Consider the following 15,300-nt stretch of genomic DNA (forward strand, 5'->3'; position numbering starts at 1 on the left):
TTAGTAGCGGCTGAAAAACATCAAATAACAGTTTTAGAACCCCCCTCCCCTTCAATGAATAAATACACCCCAAAAACACATACTATATGTATGTCAAAAAAATAGGAGATTTAAAATGATATATAAATATTTTAAGGATTCTTCGGGCGAATATTTAGGAATTAGAGAAGAATACACATACTACGTGTTCATTCCTGTTAATAAAAATAATGAAGAAATAATTACTTTATTTGAGAATGCGAAATATAAAATTAACGATCATTATCAAAAAAATAAAGAAGAAATCCATCAAATGAAAATGTATTTAGATGAAGATCCAAGCATAGTAGACAGAATTAATGCGATTAAAAATTATCAAAGTATCTTTTCCATCAGTCACGAAAAATTCCTTTCTTCATACCCTGGTTAATCAATGAAAGCAGCTTGATATTTTTCCGGTGTATGATGAATATCCGAATATGAGAAATAAACAACAACGTTATATCATAGTTCAAGAACAGCTGAAATTGCATTTTCAGCTACTGTTTTCTGTAAGTTGTGTTGATTCTATGATTATTGAAAGGATATAAAACACTTATGCAGCCGATGCTCGTTCTAGAAGCAGGTTATAAGGATCCAGTCGTTGTAGAGAAGCAGTACGGTCCAGTCGTGCCGGTCTTGCCGTATGATTCCGAGGAGCAAGTCATTGCCGAAGCGAATGACAGCATCTATGTCCAAACGTCATCCGTCTGGGGCGAACATGAGCATGCGATTCGGTTGCCCGGCTTCGATATCCGCCGGCGTGAAACAGTCAGGTATATGCCGGGAGTTCGGTTCTGGCTCCTTCAAGGCTTATGTAGAAGAACACGTACTGACTGTTCCTAAATCAGGTGAGCTTCCTGATATTCCTGAATAAAAAACACAAAAAAATGGCCTTGGATTGTCCAAGAGCCATTTTTTCAATTTGATTTAATTTATTAAGACATCATTCTATTTTATAAAGTCGAAACCGAGCAGAACAAAAAAGACGATTGATATTCAGGTGGATTTTTCCTCGAATCCACTAAATAAACGTTTTCGGTTATTACCATTCCTACACTCTATATTTAATAGCTAGTCCTTTTAAGAAATTACGGGCGTATTTATCCCCGCACTCTTTATAATTTTTGTGTCCTTCTTTTCTCAATAAAGCGCCTAACTCGCCTTTTGTTACAGTGACGCCTGCGCTTTCTAATATGTCGAGCATATCCTCACTTGTTAATTCAAGTGCGATTTTCAACTTCTTCAGAAGAAGGTTATTCACTCTTTCATTGGTTATTGCAGGTCTTTCAGGTTGCCCCGGTTTCGGCTCTTGTTTTCCTCTTTTAAACGTAACAAATCCATTTAAAAATGACTCCATCATCACATTATCACATTTAATATTTTCTTCATTCTCGTCATCATCATAATCAATTTCATCATAATAATCGTCTTTAGATTTTGTGAGAATCAGCAACACTTCTTCTTTTGTAAATTCCATGCCACCCAGTTTAAATATCTCAACCATATCTTTATTTTTTATGTCCAGAGCATATCTTAGTCTGATTAAAATATCATTATTATCCATCAATAAACCTCCTGTCACATTGCCTGTTTATACGGCTACACGCATTCTATTTCACCCTTATGATAGCACAAAAAATTAACTTTAATTCAAATGTTCCTTTGCTTCACCCTCTCATATAGATCAACACGGAAGAAAAGGCCATCCACTAGTTCAGTAAACTGGTGAAAAGCCTTTTATAATCTTTACTACATTCATACATCGAATCTAGACTTAATAATAAATTTCAAAATGGTTAAAAACAGAGAAGTTTAGCTTAGCCCTTCAAATAGCAACACTCTTGCAGGTGAAGCGTCTGTACCCATTAATTTTAATGGTGCTGCCACCATAAAATATTGTCCTTGCTCAATTTCCTTTAAGCGAAGTCCTTCTATTATAATGATGTTATTTGCAAATAACGTTTTATGCGTTGGATGCCCTTCTTGGCTTCTTTCGATTCCAAGTGCATCAATTCCAATCCCTCGAATACCTACCTCAGAAAGATATTCTGCACCATCTTGTGCGAGGAAAATAAAATCAAAATTAAATGTTTCCTCAAATGAATTTTTCGTTTTTAATAAAACAAAATCGCCCTTTTGAATGTCAAACCCTTCTAAGTCCGCTTTTGAAACTCCATTTTCCACTTCAGTTAAATCGAATACTTTACACTGTCCTACAAGATTGTCTAATGGAATCGTTTCAAACGTATCACCATCAGTGACCATGTGTAGTGGGGCATCGATATGTGTTCCTGTATGTACGTCGAAATCAAGCCGTGTTTCAGTCACATATCCATTTGTTATTGTATTTAATTTTGGTTGTTTTTCCGGTTTGTTCTTGTACACGGTCATTCCTTCATAAATTGCACCTGTTACATCATGCATTTTCATATATAATCAACCTTTCCACTATCCAATATATTTTCTAGTTATAAAGCTATCCTCGCATGTCATTTGTGAAATTGTCTAGTGAAACTGCTTTGTTCTCTATAAACATGGCTTTACTATAGGATCTATTAAATGATGTTGTTATTCGTAACTGAACTGGGAAGACCACGCAGTGAGGACGATGTTAATTCGAAGGTTTCTTTGTTCACTCAATTTCGCTTATGTATCTTAATTCCTCCCTTTATGAGCAAACTAAAGTATACTTTTATACACTATTTGTTTTTAATGTGCGTACTTACATAATTCGGATGAAGTTAGTATACTGAGAACTGATTATCAGTAATGGTTTAAACAAAATACTGATTGTAAAAGTTGGAGGTAATTGAATATGAGGAACGATAATCTCGAAGAAGGATTTGACCTGAAAGATCGTTTACTTGATTTCCAAGAAGAATGGTTTATGCAAGACATGACCTTTGTTTTATTTGGAGCAACAGGAGACTTAGCACAACGAAAATTATTTCCTGCTTTATATAATTTACACCTTGATGGTAAATTACCCGATACCATTTCTATAGTTGCTTTAGGCAGAAACTATTTTTCAAACGAAGAGTTTCAGTCCAAAGTGGAAAAAGCGCTTCAAGCTTATTCTAGAAGAGCTACACAACCATCTGGTTTGCAAGATTTTTTAACCAAATTTCGGTACTGTTCATTTGATGCGACAGACAAAGATTCCTATCAACATTTGAACGAGCTCATTGAAAACAGAGAAAATGAGTTAGGTATTCCACAAAACCGACTATTCTATTTGTCTGTTGCCCCAAGTCTGGTTGATGTTATTACGTCAACTCTTAATTCAAGTGGAATATGCCAAAACAATGGATGGAAGCGTCTCATAGTGGAAAAACCATTTGGAAGTGATTTAGAGACGGCAAGACAATTAAATAAAAACTTGAGCAAGACTTTCAGCGAAGATGAAATCTACAGAATTGATCACTATCTAGGAAAACCAATGGTCCAAAATCTTGAAACCTTAGTTTTGGCCAATCCAGCACTGAAATCATTACTAGATCGTAAACAAATTTCGAATGTCCAAATTACAGCAAGTGAAACTGTTGGGGTTGAAACTCGGGCTGATTATTACGATCGAGCAGGAGCCATTCGTGATATGGTTCAGAACCATCTTCTTCAGTTAGTTATGATGACAGCCATTCACCTTCCAGAGAAAATAACGGCAGAAGAAATTCGAGTGAAAAAGATGGAAATTATTGAATCTCTTCGACCAATCCTGAAAGAACATGCATACCAGGATGTTGTCCGCGGTCAGTACGAATTTGGAGAGATTCAAGGTACTCCAGTTTATGGCTATAAAGAAGAGCCTGGTGTTGATGGTTCCTCAAAAAATGATACTTATTTCGCGGCTCGCTTATATATTGATAATCCATCTTGGAGTGGAATACCTTTTTATATACGCACTGGGAAAAGAATGAATGAGAAGTCTACACGGATTGTCATTGAGTTTAAGAACAAGATGAAAGATTCAGATTTGCTACAAGGAATCACTCCGAATTTATTAATCCTCGAGATTAGTCCAAACGAAAGTATTTCTTTACGGGTGAACATGAAAGATCCTTCTAGTAATCGTTTTGAACCTGCATGGATTAACTTCTCGACCAATTCGGAAAGTCAGCCGGAAGCATATGAACTTCTTCTATTTGATGCAATGCTCGGTAATGCAACCTTCTTCTCCCATTGGAAAGAAGTCGAATTATCATGGAAGTGGATCCAACCGTTATTGGAAGCATTTCAGGAGGATCTGTTGCCTTTATATTCTTATCCTGCAGGCTCAACAGGTCCAGATGAGGCAAACCAACTATTGCTATCCGATGAAATTAAGTGGTGGTAGAAAAAAGTAAAAATCAAAAGGAGTGACGAAATATGACAGTTTCATTTGATTTCACCAATGTTTTATCGTTCATGAAAAACAGTGAACTTGAAAATCTAAGTGAATTTGTAAAACAATCGCATAATCAAATTCACCAACAAACAGGACCAGGTTCTGACTACTTAGGGTGGGTTAACTGGCCACTTACCTACGATAAAGAGGAATTTGCCCGAGTGAAGCATGCTGCTAAACGAATTCAACAACAGTCAGACGCGCTGATAGTTATTGGTATTGGTGGCTCTTATCTAGGGTCTAAGGCAGCCATAGAGGCTTTAGCACATACGTTTCATAATCAAGTCAAAGAGAATACACAAATATATTTTGCTGGACATAATATTAGCTCGACCTACATCGAACATTTACTACAAGTGTTAGAGGGAAAAGACATTTCTATTAATATTATTTCCAAATCAGGGACAACTACAGAGCCTGCTTTAGCCTTCCGTATTTTCCGCACATTTATGGAGAAGAAGTATGGGAAAGAAGAGGCAAAGAATCGAATTTATGTGACTACCGATCAGAGCAAGGGTGCTCTTCGGAAGCTTGCGGTCGAAGAAGGTTACGAAACATTTGTTATTCCGGACAACATAGGGGGACGTTACTCAGTTCTGACGCCTGTTGGTTTACTGCCAATCGCAGTAGCTGGTCTTAATATTGACCAAGTGATGGATGGAGCAAAAGCTGCATACCACAAATATAATGATCCCGTTCTTGCTACAAATGAGAGTTACCAATATGCCGCAGTAAGAAATATTTTCTATAATAAAGGAAAATCAATAGAATTGTTTGTAAGCTATGAGCCTCGTCTGCACTTTGTAGCGGAATGGTGGAAACAGCTTTTCGGAGAAAGTGAAGGGAAAGATGAAAAAGGTCTCTTCCCAGCTTCAGTTAACTTCTCAACGGATTTACATTCGATGGGCCAGTATGTTCAAGAAGGGCGTCGTCTTTTCATAGAAACAGTTCTACAGGTAAAAAACTCTTCAATCGAACGTATCATTCAAGAGGACGTCGACAATATGGACGGTCTGAATTTCTTAACTGGAAAAACAATGGATGAAGTGAACAAAAAGGCAGCACTCGGAACTACCCTCGCTCACATCGATGGAGGTGTTCCAAATTTGTTAATAGAGCTAGACGAACTCAATGAATTCACCTTTGGGGAAATGGTCTATTTCTTCGAAAAAGCTTGTGCAATAAGTGGAACTTTACTCGGTGTAAATCCATTTGACCAGCCAGGAGTTGAAGCTTACAAAAATAATATGTTTGCGTTACTTGGCAAAGATGGTTTTGAAAAAGAAAAAGAAGAACTAGAGAACCGCCTATCCATATTAGGTTAAAAGGAATGAGGTAAGGATATGATGAAACAACAAATCGGTGTTATTGGTTTAGGCGTGATGGGATTGAATCTTGCGCTCAATATGGAAAGTAAAGGCTTTTCGGTATCTGTCTATGATTACTGGACAGATAGAACAGAAGAATTATCCAACAAAGAAGCGAAAGATAAAAATATTCACGGTACTTACAGCATAGAAGATTTCGTCGCTTCTTTAGAAGCACCACGCAAAATATTATTGATGGTTAAAGCTGGAGATACAACGGATACGGTCATTGAGTCTCTTATCCCTCACCTTCAACAAGGCGATATTATTATGGACGGCGGAAATTCATTCTTTGAAGATACGAATAGACGTACAGCTAACTTAAAAGAAGTAGGTCTACATTTCATTGGTGCAGGAGTTTCGGGTGGAGAAGAAGGAGCTCGTAACGGCCCTTCTATTATGCCAGGCGGATCGAAAGAAGCTTATGAACAGGTTGAACCAATTCTTAATGCCATTTCTGCTAAAGTAGATGGTACTCCTTGCAGTACCTACATGGGACCTGATGGGGCAGGACATTATGTGAAGATGGTTCATAACGGAATTGAGTATGGAGATATGCAACTGATCTCTGAAGCTTATTTCATCATGAAACATGCTCTTGGTCTTTCAACTCAGGAATTGCATGAAATATTTGCCGAGTGGAACAAAGGCGAGCTTGATAGCTATCTTATCGAAATCACTGCGGACATTTTCACTAAGATCGATGAAGAAAGCGGAAATCCACTCGTTGATCAGATTTTAGATGTTGCCGGCCAAAAAGGGACAGGAAAATGGACAAGTCAAAATGCTCTGGATTTGGGTGTTTCTCTCCCAATCGTTACAGAGTCCGTATTTGCACGATTTATTTCTTCTGTTAAGGAAGAGCGCGTTGCAGCAAGCAAAATTCTTAAAGGCCCTGAGTCGAAAAAATATGCAGGGGATTCAAAAGAATTGATTGAAGCGATTCGTAAAGCTTTGTATATGAGCAAAATTTGTTCATATGCACAAGGATTTGCCCAAATGCGTGCAGCATCCGAGGAGTATGGTTGGAATATTCCTTATGGGGATGTAGCTATGATTTTCCGCGGAGGTTGTATCATTCGTGCACAGTTCTTACAAAAGATTAAAGAAGCTTTTGACAAGAACAGCGACTTGCCTAACCTATTAGTTGATCCGTACTTCCAAGAAATCGTAGGAGAATATCAGAGTTCCCTTCGCGAAGTATTAGGCTTAGCAATTCAACAAGGAATTCCAACGCCTGCTTTCTCAAGTGCATTAGCTTACTATGATAGCTATCGTACTGAGACATTGCCAGCCAATCTTATCCAAGCACAGCGCGATTACTTTGGTGCACATACCTACCAACGTACAGACAAAGATGGCGTATTCCATACTGAATGGTCAGCTAAATAACGATAAACAAAAAGCATCTGTTGCCGAAACAACGAATCGTTTCGGCAGCTGATGCTTTTTCATGTCGATTGTACGTTTTATGCGAAAACAAAAAAATGCCCGTAAAGACATTCTGAGTTTTAAAATATTTTATTAGAATGTCAATTCAACTGAAATCAGCTCTTTACCACTACTTTCGTAGATTTCTCCATTCCCCAAAACAACTTCGAATGGTGAATCTTTTTCATTAACTTCTTTTAAATGAATGACTACATCCCAAACGACTATATCCCAATATCCTGAGCTTGCAACAGGGAGGGCAATTTGATCACCATTCTTAAATTTAAGAATCACCTTCACCTTTTTCTCCCCCCTCCCGTTTTACTATTATTCTACGTAAGGAAATCGATTTTATTTAGGTAAACAAAAAAAACGCCCAGGTGGACGTCCTCTAAGTCGTGTAATTTCAACACTTTTTCCATTTTTTATGGTTTAACATGATAGAACATCATTAAAGATATTTCACCTCTGAAAAGTTTTTAATAAGTAGGGATTCATCTATATGATTCCCTGTTCTCTTATCAACAACTTTTCTCCAAATTTCATTTTCCCGAAAATTATTGCCGCTAATTTTTAAAAATCTATGGTTTCTCTCCTGAATATGATAAGAAAATCTCCATTCTTTATTAGTAGAAATTGTCCCTTTTAAATGATTACTTGTTACCCAAATTCTAATTTGGAAAGATTGATTAGTTGGATTTCTAAATCTTAAATCTATGTAATTGTAAAACACACTTGCACCACTTCCAAAAGGAAGAACTCTTCCCTCGTCAGGAAAGGGGTCAAAGCTATGATGGTGTCGTTCTATTACTTCTAATGGGGTATGAAGAACCATCCAATAAAGAAGATTTGCTAATTGACAAATTCCACCTCCGACACCTGTTTTAACTTCACCCATTGAAAGTTGCATCCCCTCAATATATCCTTTTCTCTTAGTTGTTTTTCCGACTAATTCCCAAAAAGAAAAAACTTCTCCAGGATTTATTATGATGCCGTCGATTTTACTAGCTGCCAGTTTTAGATTAGTGATTTTATTTTCTTGGAGCTGTGGATCACTATTACCTAATTTTCTTCTTAAGAGTGATTGGTGTTTCTTACAAGTAAATGGATAAGTATCCTTTCCATAATTTTTAGCAAATCTCCTTTTATCCTTTATATTTCGAATATAACGGAAAAGTCGCTTTTGGCTAATTCTGAGACGATAAAATATTGGATGTATTTCCGATATTCTCATGTTCCCACCTCTGGTCCTTAAAGATGAATTTTTTAATATTCTATTCTCTGTTATTCAACGAAAGCACCAGTTAGTTAAAGAAATCATTCCTTATTAACAAACCTATAGACTTCTTCAGCTGAACTACTGGTTAGTGTGTAAATAGTGGTCGTGTCTTTTCTATTCATAATCGTTCCTTCTTCTTCTGTTATCCAAAGTGAGTAATACTCTTCATCAAGACTAAAGCTATACACCGGATTTGCCATATTAGCAATACCAGGTACCTTTTTTGAATCGTTTACTGCTCTTTCAAAAATCCCTATTTCTTCTGCACCTTTTAGTTCTAAATGTCTCTTCTTAATGTCAGAGTTTGCACCAGAATTACTTTCAGCCCCTACACCACTTATATCATTCTTTGATTCTTGAGAACCACCGAATAATGCAAAACCAATTATGGCAAATAATATAAGTATTTTTTTCATAATTCTCCCCCCTTAACTCTTTAATCTAACCCTCACCGTTAGTTCAATAAGAAAAAGCTGCTCATTCATTATTATGAGTGCCTACTTGTTTCGGGTTGGTTCTCGCTCCCTACAAAAAAGAATCCGGAACAGGTAGCGAGGGATGCCTGTTCCGGAACATGGTTAAAAATTATTGCCAGCTGACCGTGCCGATGCGGTCAATCTTGAATTGCATAGAACCCGTCGGTTGGATATAGAAATACATCAAGTTTTCACCGTTTACAAGTGGGCCTTTATAGCCTGGGGCAAGTTGGGCAGTGAATTTAACCAGGAATTCCACTTGGTTGTCGCTGCGGTTTACTTCAGTCATTTTTTGGAATTCGACTTTTTTGATGCCTTTTCTGAATTCTTCCACATTGAATGTGGAAGAGGCCAGGAATTGTTCTTTTACTACTTTGGCATCAACCAGCAGATAATTGAAGAAGATGAAAGCAGGATTCACATTGCCAGGAATGTCGAGATCACAGTATGGCGCTTTGCTTACTCTCCACCCCGCCTTATCTTCGAACTGGTATTCGACGATGTACATAAGCACATCACCTGATTCGCCAAATGGCACAGTTACGCGATAGAACTTCGTGTCTTTCACGGTTTTTATGAATTCGACTTTTGATTTTGCCCATTGAGCCGTCGAACCTCCGTCCGCTTCCAATTGCGCGAGTTTGCCTTTGTATTCGATGATTCCACGCTCTTTGAAGAATTGCTCTGCAAGGGCAGGCGTCATGGATTGTTTCAAGTAAGCTATCAGTTCATATTTCGTGTCTATGTCGCTGGATAGGTAACGGTAAGTTTTGCCGTCGTGGCTGAATGTTTTGTATTCGCCTTCACGGTAAGCGCCGCCCTTTTGAATATAACTTTCCGCTTTACCATATTTCGTTGCCAGGTCCAAAGCTAGTGCATCGTTCATGACATTGTTGATATCAAGCTTAGGTTCCTTGCTAATCCGCCATCCGATTTTTTTGGTGTATTTATACTCCACGATATAGCTTTGCGTGGTCTTTGAATCCCCAACAGGAACCGTCAAACGAAATACTTTTGACTTGCTTTCGGATTTGATTAGTTGAGCTGTGGCTTTTGTCCAGTTCAGCAAAGAACCACCATCAGCCTCGACTTGCGCAAGTTTTCCATTGAATGAAATAATCCCTTGGTTTTTGATGAATTGTTCTGCTGCAGCTGGTTCAAGTGATTTCCCAAGCAGGGCGAGCAGCTCTTTTTTCGTATCAATTGAAGAGGACAGATAACGGTACGTCTTTCCATTTTGCTTGAATGTTTTGTACTCGCCGTTTTTATAATCCCCACCACGCTGTACATAAGCCGAAGTTTTGCTCCATTCCACTGCAAGACTTACCGCTTGGTTTGTTGTGAAATCAATCTTCTTATTGTGAACTGGCTGGATGATTTTTGAGTATTCAGTGGCTGATGCAACATTATTTTGAAACAATGGGACGATGGTCAATGCAGCTGTTAATCCGAGGCATAACAATGTTTTTCCTTTTTTCATCTTTAATTTTACCCCCATTTTTTGTTTTTATTTCCAACATTTCCTTAGACGAATAATGTTGGCATACAGTTTCACTAATTAAAAAATAATTTTTATATTTCCGTTTTTTCTATTTCACTTCAAACGTTCTAGCTCTGGAAATAATGGCTGAGACAGGAACAGATCTCGACGGTACCGAAAGCTTTTTATGGAAAAAGGCCGTGTCACAAAGCGACGCAACAAAAATTATCTTTTTGCACGTTACGAAAGACATGAAAAAAGAGGTCACCATTAAGTTAAAAAACTTATGGAAGACCTCTAAATTTTTTTAAAAAAAGAACGTACTTTCGGTAACATATTACTGTTGATGACAGTATACTGTTATTAACAGTAATATTCGCTGGGAAAAATTTCACATTTATTTTAGGAGGTTATAATTTCATGAAACATACAGGGAGACATACAGGTGCATTTCTTTTGCTGTTTTTAACAGAGGGTGATAGCTATGGCGGGAGACTTCTGCAGAAATGTGAAGAAGAGCTTCCCCTCAATCCAATAGATAGTGCCATCTTATATCGCACATTAAAAACATTAGAGAAAGAAGGTGCTGTTGAGTCTTATTTGGACACATCTAATCAAGATAAGCCGATGAAAATGTACAAAATTACTACAGTTGGAAAAAGAAAATTAGAAGATTTTCAAATAGATATCGAAGAAAAAATTAAGAATTTATCATTTTTCTTAAATAAATACAAAAAATGGAGGGAGTCTAATCATGATTAATGGTGCTATCCTTTACGGTATAGCTATTATTCTTATCAGTATTTCTTTTATAAAAGATCGAAATAAAACAAAAGATGCTCTATTAAAGTCATGGAAAAGCTTTCGTAATATTATACCTGACATGTTATCAATTATGCTTTTTGTTGGCCTATCACTATCTATTTTAACTCCATCCTTAATTTCTTCAATCATTGGAGAAAAATCTGGATTGATAGGTATTATTTATTCGACATTACTCGGATCTATTGCACTAGTTCCTAGCTTTGTTGTATTTCCTCTTGGACATACGTTAGTCCAAAATGGTGCAGGACTCCCTCAAGTAGCTGTATTAATGTCTACATTAATGTCCGTAGGAATCACAACTTTACCTATGGAGCAAAAGATATTCGGACGTAGCTTTGCCTATTCTCGCAACGCATCTGCATTGTTAATGTCTCTAATATTTTCATATATTATTTGGCTGGTGATGGTATGAATATATTAAAAAGATATCGTTTCTTTTTGATTTTATTATTTGGGCTAATTATCCTTACTTTTATAAACCAATCCGTGGGATGGAATGCATTTCAATTAACAGGAAAAAGCATTTTAGATATGCTGATTCTACTCCCTCCTGTCTTAATATTCGTAGGCTTGCTTGACAAATGGGTGGAGAAAGAAACACTAATTAGATATATGGGAGAAAAATCCGGCATCTATGGCATTTTGTTCTCCCTATTATTAGGAGTAATTGCAGCTGGTCCCCTCTACGTAGCTTTTCCAATTGCGGCACTTTTATTAAAAAAAGGGGCAGGCATACGGTACATTGTATTTTTTTTAGGAGTTTGGACAACCGCAAAATTACCAGTTATTATATATGAATTTGCTTCATTTGGAGTTAAATTTACACTCATTCACATATGTTTTGGTTTATTATTTTTCTATTTAATGGGTATTATTTTCGAGAAATTTTATGACCATCGACAATTGTTAAAGTATGATATAACTAAAGAAGTTTAGATTTAGATCAATAAGTCTTTAATCCCTCAATTCCAGATTCTTTTGCTACACACAGGAGGCCCTTTAGTTCAATAAGTTCAACAAAAAATACGTTAATCCTTCTTTCTATAACCTTAACACCTAAACAAAAAACGCCAAAAACCCTTATATATCAAGGGTTTTTGGCATTATAGGAATGGTGGGTTATTTGCGTTAAAACGGTACATGCGGAGCATACCTGTAAATACTGAAAGCTAATGTCTTTTCTCAGACGTTAGCTTTTTTCTTTTTTCTTATTCAACTAAAGCATCCGTTAGTTGAACAAGACTTATTGAAGTGTTGACATATACAGAAGAATCAGGAGGAGACATCGTAATGAAAGTCATAAAGACAATTGTGTAATGTGCAACGATTCGGAAGAAGGCGTTTGGTGTAAGAGTTGTGCTGAACAAGAATCGGATTATTGACATAAAATGCGAATAAGAAAGGGGGGGTTGAATTTGTTGAAATTCTTAGTTGTTTCGTTATTGATTGTTTCTTATATAGATACAATTCGGATTGCCAAACCTTCAAAAAACCAAGTTAAAGGGGTTCATCACGATGCTCTTTGGGCATCTATTCACACAATGGCGTATGGTTTGGCGGTAGCATTTATTTTATTTGACTTATAACAGTATTTAATTAGTTCGCAGTTCAACCATACTCCGCTTCTTCAACTAACCTTCCCCGTTAGTTCAATAAGAAAAATGCTTTACTTCTTCTTGAAGTAAAGCATCCGTTACATCCGTTAGTAAAAATACCTATAAGTGGTCAGTCTAAAATCTATTGTACACTTTAGTTCAAATTGAATAATTCCGAAATAATTTCAGCACTTCCTGGAGAAAACATAAATAATGAGAATGAAATAAATAATAGTCCTACAAATACCAAGCTAAATTTTTTATTCCCAAGTAGCCCCTTAACTACTAAAAATAATCCTACAAATAATATTAAGAAATACCAAAAGCCCATAATCTCCCCCCTCGTTTAACTTAATAAAATGACGTTACCGTTCACTATAAAGTTCATTCTTGCTTATTGAAGTAAACTGCCCCGTTAGTTGAATAAGTTCAACAAAAAAGCGTTAATCCTTCTTGGATCAACGCATCTCGTTAGTTGAATAAATTTGTTTTCTAATCTTATTATCCTAGTGTGTCTATGTCACTTTTGTATTCTAAAATATCCCCAGGCTGACAGTCCAAAGCCTTACAAATAGCTTCTAAAGTTGATAATCGAATTGCTTTTGCCTTTCCATTTTTCAATATAGAAAGGTTAGCCATTGTGATTCCAACCCTCTCCGAAAGTTCTGTTACGCTCATTTTTCTTTTAGCCAACATCACATCAATATTGATTATAATCGCCATTTTACTCACCTCAGACCGTTAAATCATTTTCTGATTTTATATTTATGGCATTTATTAATATCTTTTGAAGAACAGCAGCAAAGACTGCAATCACAATTGAAGCAAAAATAATGACCATTCCGATTACTACGAGTCCAGGGGCATCGTCTGCATCTGCTACAAGAAATATGGCTGGCAATACTGCCACATATAAGATACTGATTGTCATTGCACAGTATTTTATATTCTTTAAAGCCTTTACAGATAATTCAGAGAAAGCTTCGTTCTTGTCAATAAAACTTAAAAGTCTTAAAGCCTGATACAGAGCGAAGAAAAACGGAATCGCCGTTGCATACATACAGATTAAAACAGGATATTGCAAATAAGCCAGCCCATTTTCGAATTCTGTGTAAAGGTCAGCGAACTCAGGCAACACAAATATACATAAAGCAAGAATCGGAATTCCCATAAGAAAAATAACTACCTTTAAAAAGAGTGTTTCTCGTTTCATATAAAGCACCTCTCCTATTTATCTTCAATTTGATTTTAACAGGATATTTATCGTTTCACAATAAATTATTATCCTTTCCAATTCTATTCTTGCTGTTATATAAATATTCCTTTAATTTTAGACAATGAAAAAGCATTCCCCTTTGAATGACATCAGTATTCGAGCTAAAGAAATAAAAAAGAGGCTTCACATAAACTTGAACAATTTATGTGAAGCCTCTAATCATATATACTATGTTAGCAAAATTACATTACAATATCCGCTGCTCTTCTACCTAACTTAAGATGTCTAGTGGTGAATTGTTGAAACTGATCCTTTGTAGTCAATACTGTAAGAATAGAACTTAAGAACAGAGCAATATAGTTTACATATTTATCTATATTTAAGCCTAATATAAAAGTTACGCTTGTAGCTGTAATAACCATTATTAACTTATGCCATAAAGCTTTCATCACTCAATATAAACATCTCGATTTAATTACTTAAGTATAAATTCACCTTGAGGTATTAGATTCCTTTTAATAATGAGCTTAAAAAATACACCTCAACTAGTGTTAACGATGTTGCGCATAATGTTCCAACTGTAAACAAACAATCTCTTACATGCTAAAGAATTTTTTTATAACAGAAATAAATAAAATTAAAAAGTATTACTTATATTCGTTATTTTCTAAAATAATCACTTGATCCTTATTGTTTTGGGCTATTTGTTTTGTATTTTCTACCAACCGAAAAATATTATCACAACATTGTTTTGCACCAATAACTAATAATGGCACACCAATAAAATCAATTTTTAATCCTCTAGAAAAAAAACCCCCAATCGACATCGCTAATGGTACAGTTGGTGATGTATTGGAGAAGATTATTTGTTCATGAAATTGATGTTTACTTTGAATCAATAAAATTAAATTTTTCATTGCTGGAACAACAAGTTTAGAAGATTTCCGACCTATTGTATACACTGGGTCTCCATTTTCATCTATTCCATGGAAAATGATGTTTCCAAAATCCTTTTTAGTTAACTTATTGAAATAGTTTACATTTAATATTTCTTCTTTTGTCAGTTCTCGTTCTGATTGGATAATTTTTTTTAAATGATATGCAGCTGCCAGAGCTGTAGTATGAGTTCCACCATAGTCATTATATATATAAATCACAATATCATCCTTTGAATTGTTTTCTTAGATTATTATGGGCATTAAATCTAAATCTAAACTCAATTCTTT

General features: G+C 35.9%; 19 protein-coding genes and 1 pseudogene. 10 read left to right on the forward strand and 10 right to left on the reverse strand.

The features are described 5' to 3' along the window. Positions 1-115 precede the first annotated feature (115 nt). The 3 genes and pseudogenes from HMPREF1210_RS14510 (at position 116) to HMPREF1210_RS18460 (ending at position 895) form a co-directional block, all read left to right on the forward strand. Complete coding sequence (locus tag HMPREF1210_RS14510; RefSeq protein ID WP_016429455.1) at positions 116-409, forward strand: hypothetical protein; 294 nt, start codon at positions 116-118, stop codon at positions 407-409. 176 nt (positions 410-585) lie between these two features. After that, positions 586-684: pseudogene (locus HMPREF1210_RS18685) on the forward strand (hypothetical protein); the annotation flags it as partial. Between the two features lies 1 nt (position 685). Beyond that, positions 686-895 (forward strand): hypothetical protein, encoded by a 210-nt coding sequence (locus tag HMPREF1210_RS18460; RefSeq protein WP_231391160.1) that lies wholly within the window; start codon positions 686-688, stop codon positions 893-895. A gap of 177 nt (positions 896-1,072) precedes the next feature. Here the strand turns inward: HMPREF1210_RS18460 and HMPREF1210_RS14520 are convergent, their stop codons facing one another. Then, positions 1,073-1,585: a DUF1456 family protein gene (locus HMPREF1210_RS14520; RefSeq protein WP_016429457.1), complete on the reverse strand. Its 513-nt coding sequence runs from the start codon at positions 1,583-1,585 to the stop codon at positions 1,073-1,075. 248 nt (positions 1,586-1,833) lie between these two features. Beyond that, complete coding sequence (locus HMPREF1210_RS14525) at positions 1,834-2,451, reverse strand: cyclase family protein (RefSeq protein WP_016429458.1); 618 nt, start codon at positions 2,449-2,451, stop codon at positions 1,834-1,836. Between the two features lie 457 nt (positions 2,452-2,908). Between HMPREF1210_RS14525 and zwf the strand changes: the two genes are divergently transcribed. The 3 genes from zwf to gndA are packed head-to-tail and all read left to right on the forward strand — an operon-like array spanning position 2,909 to position 7,164. Further along, positions 2,909-4,354, forward strand: coding sequence for a glucose-6-phosphate dehydrogenase (gene zwf / locus HMPREF1210_RS14530; protein ID WP_036660259.1), 1,446 nt, complete (start codon positions 2,909-2,911; stop codon positions 4,352-4,354). A gap of 32 nt (positions 4,355-4,386) precedes the next feature. Continuing rightward, positions 4,387-5,730, forward strand: a complete 1,344-nt coding sequence (locus HMPREF1210_RS14535; RefSeq protein WP_016429460.1) for a glucose-6-phosphate isomerase — start codon at positions 4,387-4,389, stop codon at positions 5,728-5,730. 18 nt (positions 5,731-5,748) lie between these two features. Further along, positions 5,749-7,164: an NADP-dependent phosphogluconate dehydrogenase gene (gndA, locus tag HMPREF1210_RS14540; RefSeq protein ID WP_016429461.1), complete on the forward strand. Its 1,416-nt coding sequence runs from the start codon at positions 5,749-5,751 to the stop codon at positions 7,162-7,164. Positions 7,165-7,296: 132 nt separating this feature from the next. On the opposite strand, the gene HMPREF1210_RS14545 is transcribed toward gndA, so the two are convergent. The 4 genes from HMPREF1210_RS14545 to HMPREF1210_RS17410 all read right to left on the reverse strand — a co-directional run bounded on the left by HMPREF1210_RS14545 (position 7,297) and on the right by HMPREF1210_RS17410 (position 10,438). Beyond that, complete coding sequence (locus HMPREF1210_RS14545) at positions 7,297-7,503, reverse strand: hypothetical protein (RefSeq protein ID WP_016429462.1); 207 nt, start codon at positions 7,501-7,503, stop codon at positions 7,297-7,299. A 151-nt stretch (positions 7,504-7,654) separates the two neighbouring features. Further along, positions 7,655-8,437 carry a VanW family protein gene (locus tag HMPREF1210_RS14550; protein ID WP_016429463.1) on the reverse strand — a complete coding sequence of 261 codons (783 nt, stop codon included), beginning with the start codon at positions 8,435-8,437 and terminating at the stop codon, positions 7,655-7,657. An 83-nt stretch (positions 8,438-8,520) separates the two neighbouring features. Further along, the gene (locus tag HMPREF1210_RS14555) at positions 8,521-8,898 is read right to left on the reverse strand and encodes a hypothetical protein (protein WP_016429464.1); all 378 of its coding nucleotides are present in this window, start codon (positions 8,896-8,898) and stop codon (positions 8,521-8,523) included. A gap of 169 nt (positions 8,899-9,067) precedes the next feature. Next, on the reverse strand, positions 9,068-10,438 hold the full coding sequence (locus tag HMPREF1210_RS17410; RefSeq protein WP_016429465.1) for a DL-endopeptidase inhibitor IseA family protein: 1,371 nt from the start codon (positions 10,436-10,438) through the stop codon (positions 9,068-9,070). Positions 10,439-10,858: 420 nt separating this feature from the next. Between HMPREF1210_RS17410 and HMPREF1210_RS14565 the strand changes: the two genes are divergently transcribed. The 4 genes from HMPREF1210_RS14565 to HMPREF1210_RS18130 all read left to right on the forward strand — a co-directional run bounded on the left by HMPREF1210_RS14565 (position 10,859) and on the right by HMPREF1210_RS18130 (position 12,849). Then, complete coding sequence (locus HMPREF1210_RS14565) at positions 10,859-11,200, forward strand: PadR family transcriptional regulator (RefSeq protein ID WP_016429466.1); 342 nt, start codon at positions 10,859-10,861, stop codon at positions 11,198-11,200. Next, the gene (locus HMPREF1210_RS14570; protein ID WP_016429467.1) at positions 11,193-11,675 is read left to right on the forward strand and encodes a hypothetical protein; all 483 of its coding nucleotides are present in this window, start codon (positions 11,193-11,195) and stop codon (positions 11,673-11,675) included. The genes HMPREF1210_RS14565 and HMPREF1210_RS14570 overlap by 8 nt, the downstream gene beginning before the upstream one ends. Further along, positions 11,672-12,199 (forward strand): permease, encoded by a 528-nt coding sequence (locus tag HMPREF1210_RS14575; protein ID WP_016429468.1) that lies wholly within the window; start codon positions 11,672-11,674, stop codon positions 12,197-12,199. Before HMPREF1210_RS14570 ends, HMPREF1210_RS14575 begins: the two co-directional genes overlap by 4 nt. A gap of 479 nt (positions 12,200-12,678) precedes the next feature. Next, positions 12,679-12,849, forward strand: a complete 171-nt coding sequence (locus tag HMPREF1210_RS18130; RefSeq protein ID WP_016429469.1) for a hypothetical protein — start codon at positions 12,679-12,681, stop codon at positions 12,847-12,849. 163 nt (positions 12,850-13,012) lie between these two features. Here HMPREF1210_RS18130 and HMPREF1210_RS18265 read toward each other — a convergent pair whose 3' ends face one another. The 4 genes from HMPREF1210_RS18265 to HMPREF1210_RS14590 form a co-directional block, all read right to left on the reverse strand. Beyond that, on the reverse strand, positions 13,013-13,189 hold the full coding sequence (locus tag HMPREF1210_RS18265) for a hypothetical protein (RefSeq protein ID WP_016429470.1): 177 nt from the start codon (positions 13,187-13,189) through the stop codon (positions 13,013-13,015). Positions 13,190-13,359: 170 nt separating this feature from the next. Continuing rightward, a complete protein-coding gene (locus tag HMPREF1210_RS14580; RefSeq protein ID WP_016429471.1) occupies positions 13,360-13,581 on the reverse strand; it encodes a helix-turn-helix transcriptional regulator in 222 nt (73 codons plus the stop codon). Between the two features lie 10 nt (positions 13,582-13,591). Then, a complete protein-coding gene (locus tag HMPREF1210_RS14585; RefSeq protein ID WP_016429472.1) occupies positions 13,592-14,071 on the reverse strand; it encodes a DUF2975 domain-containing protein in 480 nt (159 codons plus the stop codon). Between the two features lie 650 nt (positions 14,072-14,721). Then, the gene (locus tag HMPREF1210_RS14590) at positions 14,722-15,231 is read right to left on the reverse strand and encodes a DUF3189 family protein (RefSeq protein WP_016429473.1); all 510 of its coding nucleotides are present in this window, start codon (positions 15,229-15,231) and stop codon (positions 14,722-14,724) included. Positions 15,232-15,300: the final 69 nt, after the last annotated feature.

It is taken from the genome of Paenisporosarcina sp. HGH0030 (genome assembly GCF_000411295.1).
Classification (GTDB): Bacteria; Bacillota; Bacilli; order Bacillales_A; family Planococcaceae; genus Paenisporosarcina.

Excerpts from the sequence above, each read along its gene's own strand:
- HMPREF1210_RS14510 (WP_016429455.1), top strand. The coding sequence starts at position 116 with ATGATATATAAATATTTTAAGGATTCTTCGGGCGAATATTTAGGAATT.
- HMPREF1210_RS14520 (WP_016429457.1), bottom strand. The coding sequence starts at position 1,585 with ATGGATAATAATGATATTTTAATCAGACTAAGATATGCTCTGGACATA.
- HMPREF1210_RS14525 (WP_016429458.1), bottom strand. The coding sequence starts at position 2,451 with ATGAAAATGCATGATGTAACAGGTGCAATTTATGAAGGAATGACCGTG.
- zwf (WP_036660259.1), top strand. The coding sequence starts at position 2,909 with ATGCAAGACATGACCTTTGTTTTATTTGGAGCAACAGGAGACTTAGCA.
- HMPREF1210_RS14535 (WP_016429460.1), top strand. The coding sequence starts at position 4,387 with ATGACAGTTTCATTTGATTTCACCAATGTTTTATCGTTCATGAAAAAC.
- gndA (WP_016429461.1), top strand. The coding sequence starts at position 5,749 with ATGATGAAACAACAAATCGGTGTTATTGGTTTAGGCGTGATGGGATTG.
- HMPREF1210_RS14550 (WP_016429463.1), bottom strand. The coding sequence starts at position 8,437 with ATGAGAATATCGGAAATACATCCAATATTTTATCGTCTCAGAATTAGC.
- HMPREF1210_RS14555 (WP_016429464.1), bottom strand. The coding sequence starts at position 8,898 with ATGAAAAAAATACTTATATTATTTGCCATAATTGGTTTTGCATTATTC.
- HMPREF1210_RS17410 (WP_016429465.1), bottom strand. The coding sequence starts at position 10,438 with ATGAAAAAAGGAAAAACATTGTTATGCCTCGGATTAACAGCTGCATTG.
- HMPREF1210_RS14565 (WP_016429466.1), top strand. The coding sequence starts at position 10,859 with ATGAAACATACAGGGAGACATACAGGTGCATTTCTTTTGCTGTTTTTA.
- HMPREF1210_RS14570 (WP_016429467.1), top strand. The coding sequence starts at position 11,193 with ATGATTAATGGTGCTATCCTTTACGGTATAGCTATTATTCTTATCAGT.
- HMPREF1210_RS14575 (WP_016429468.1), top strand. The coding sequence starts at position 11,672 with ATGAATATATTAAAAAGATATCGTTTCTTTTTGATTTTATTATTTGGG.
- HMPREF1210_RS18265 (WP_016429470.1), bottom strand. The coding sequence starts at position 13,189 with ATGGGCTTTTGGTATTTCTTAATATTATTTGTAGGATTATTTTTAGTA.
- HMPREF1210_RS14580 (WP_016429471.1), bottom strand. The coding sequence starts at position 13,581 with ATGGCGATTATAATCAATATTGATGTGATGTTGGCTAAAAGAAAAATG.
- HMPREF1210_RS14585 (WP_016429472.1), bottom strand. The coding sequence starts at position 14,071 with ATGAAACGAGAAACACTCTTTTTAAAGGTAGTTATTTTTCTTATGGGA.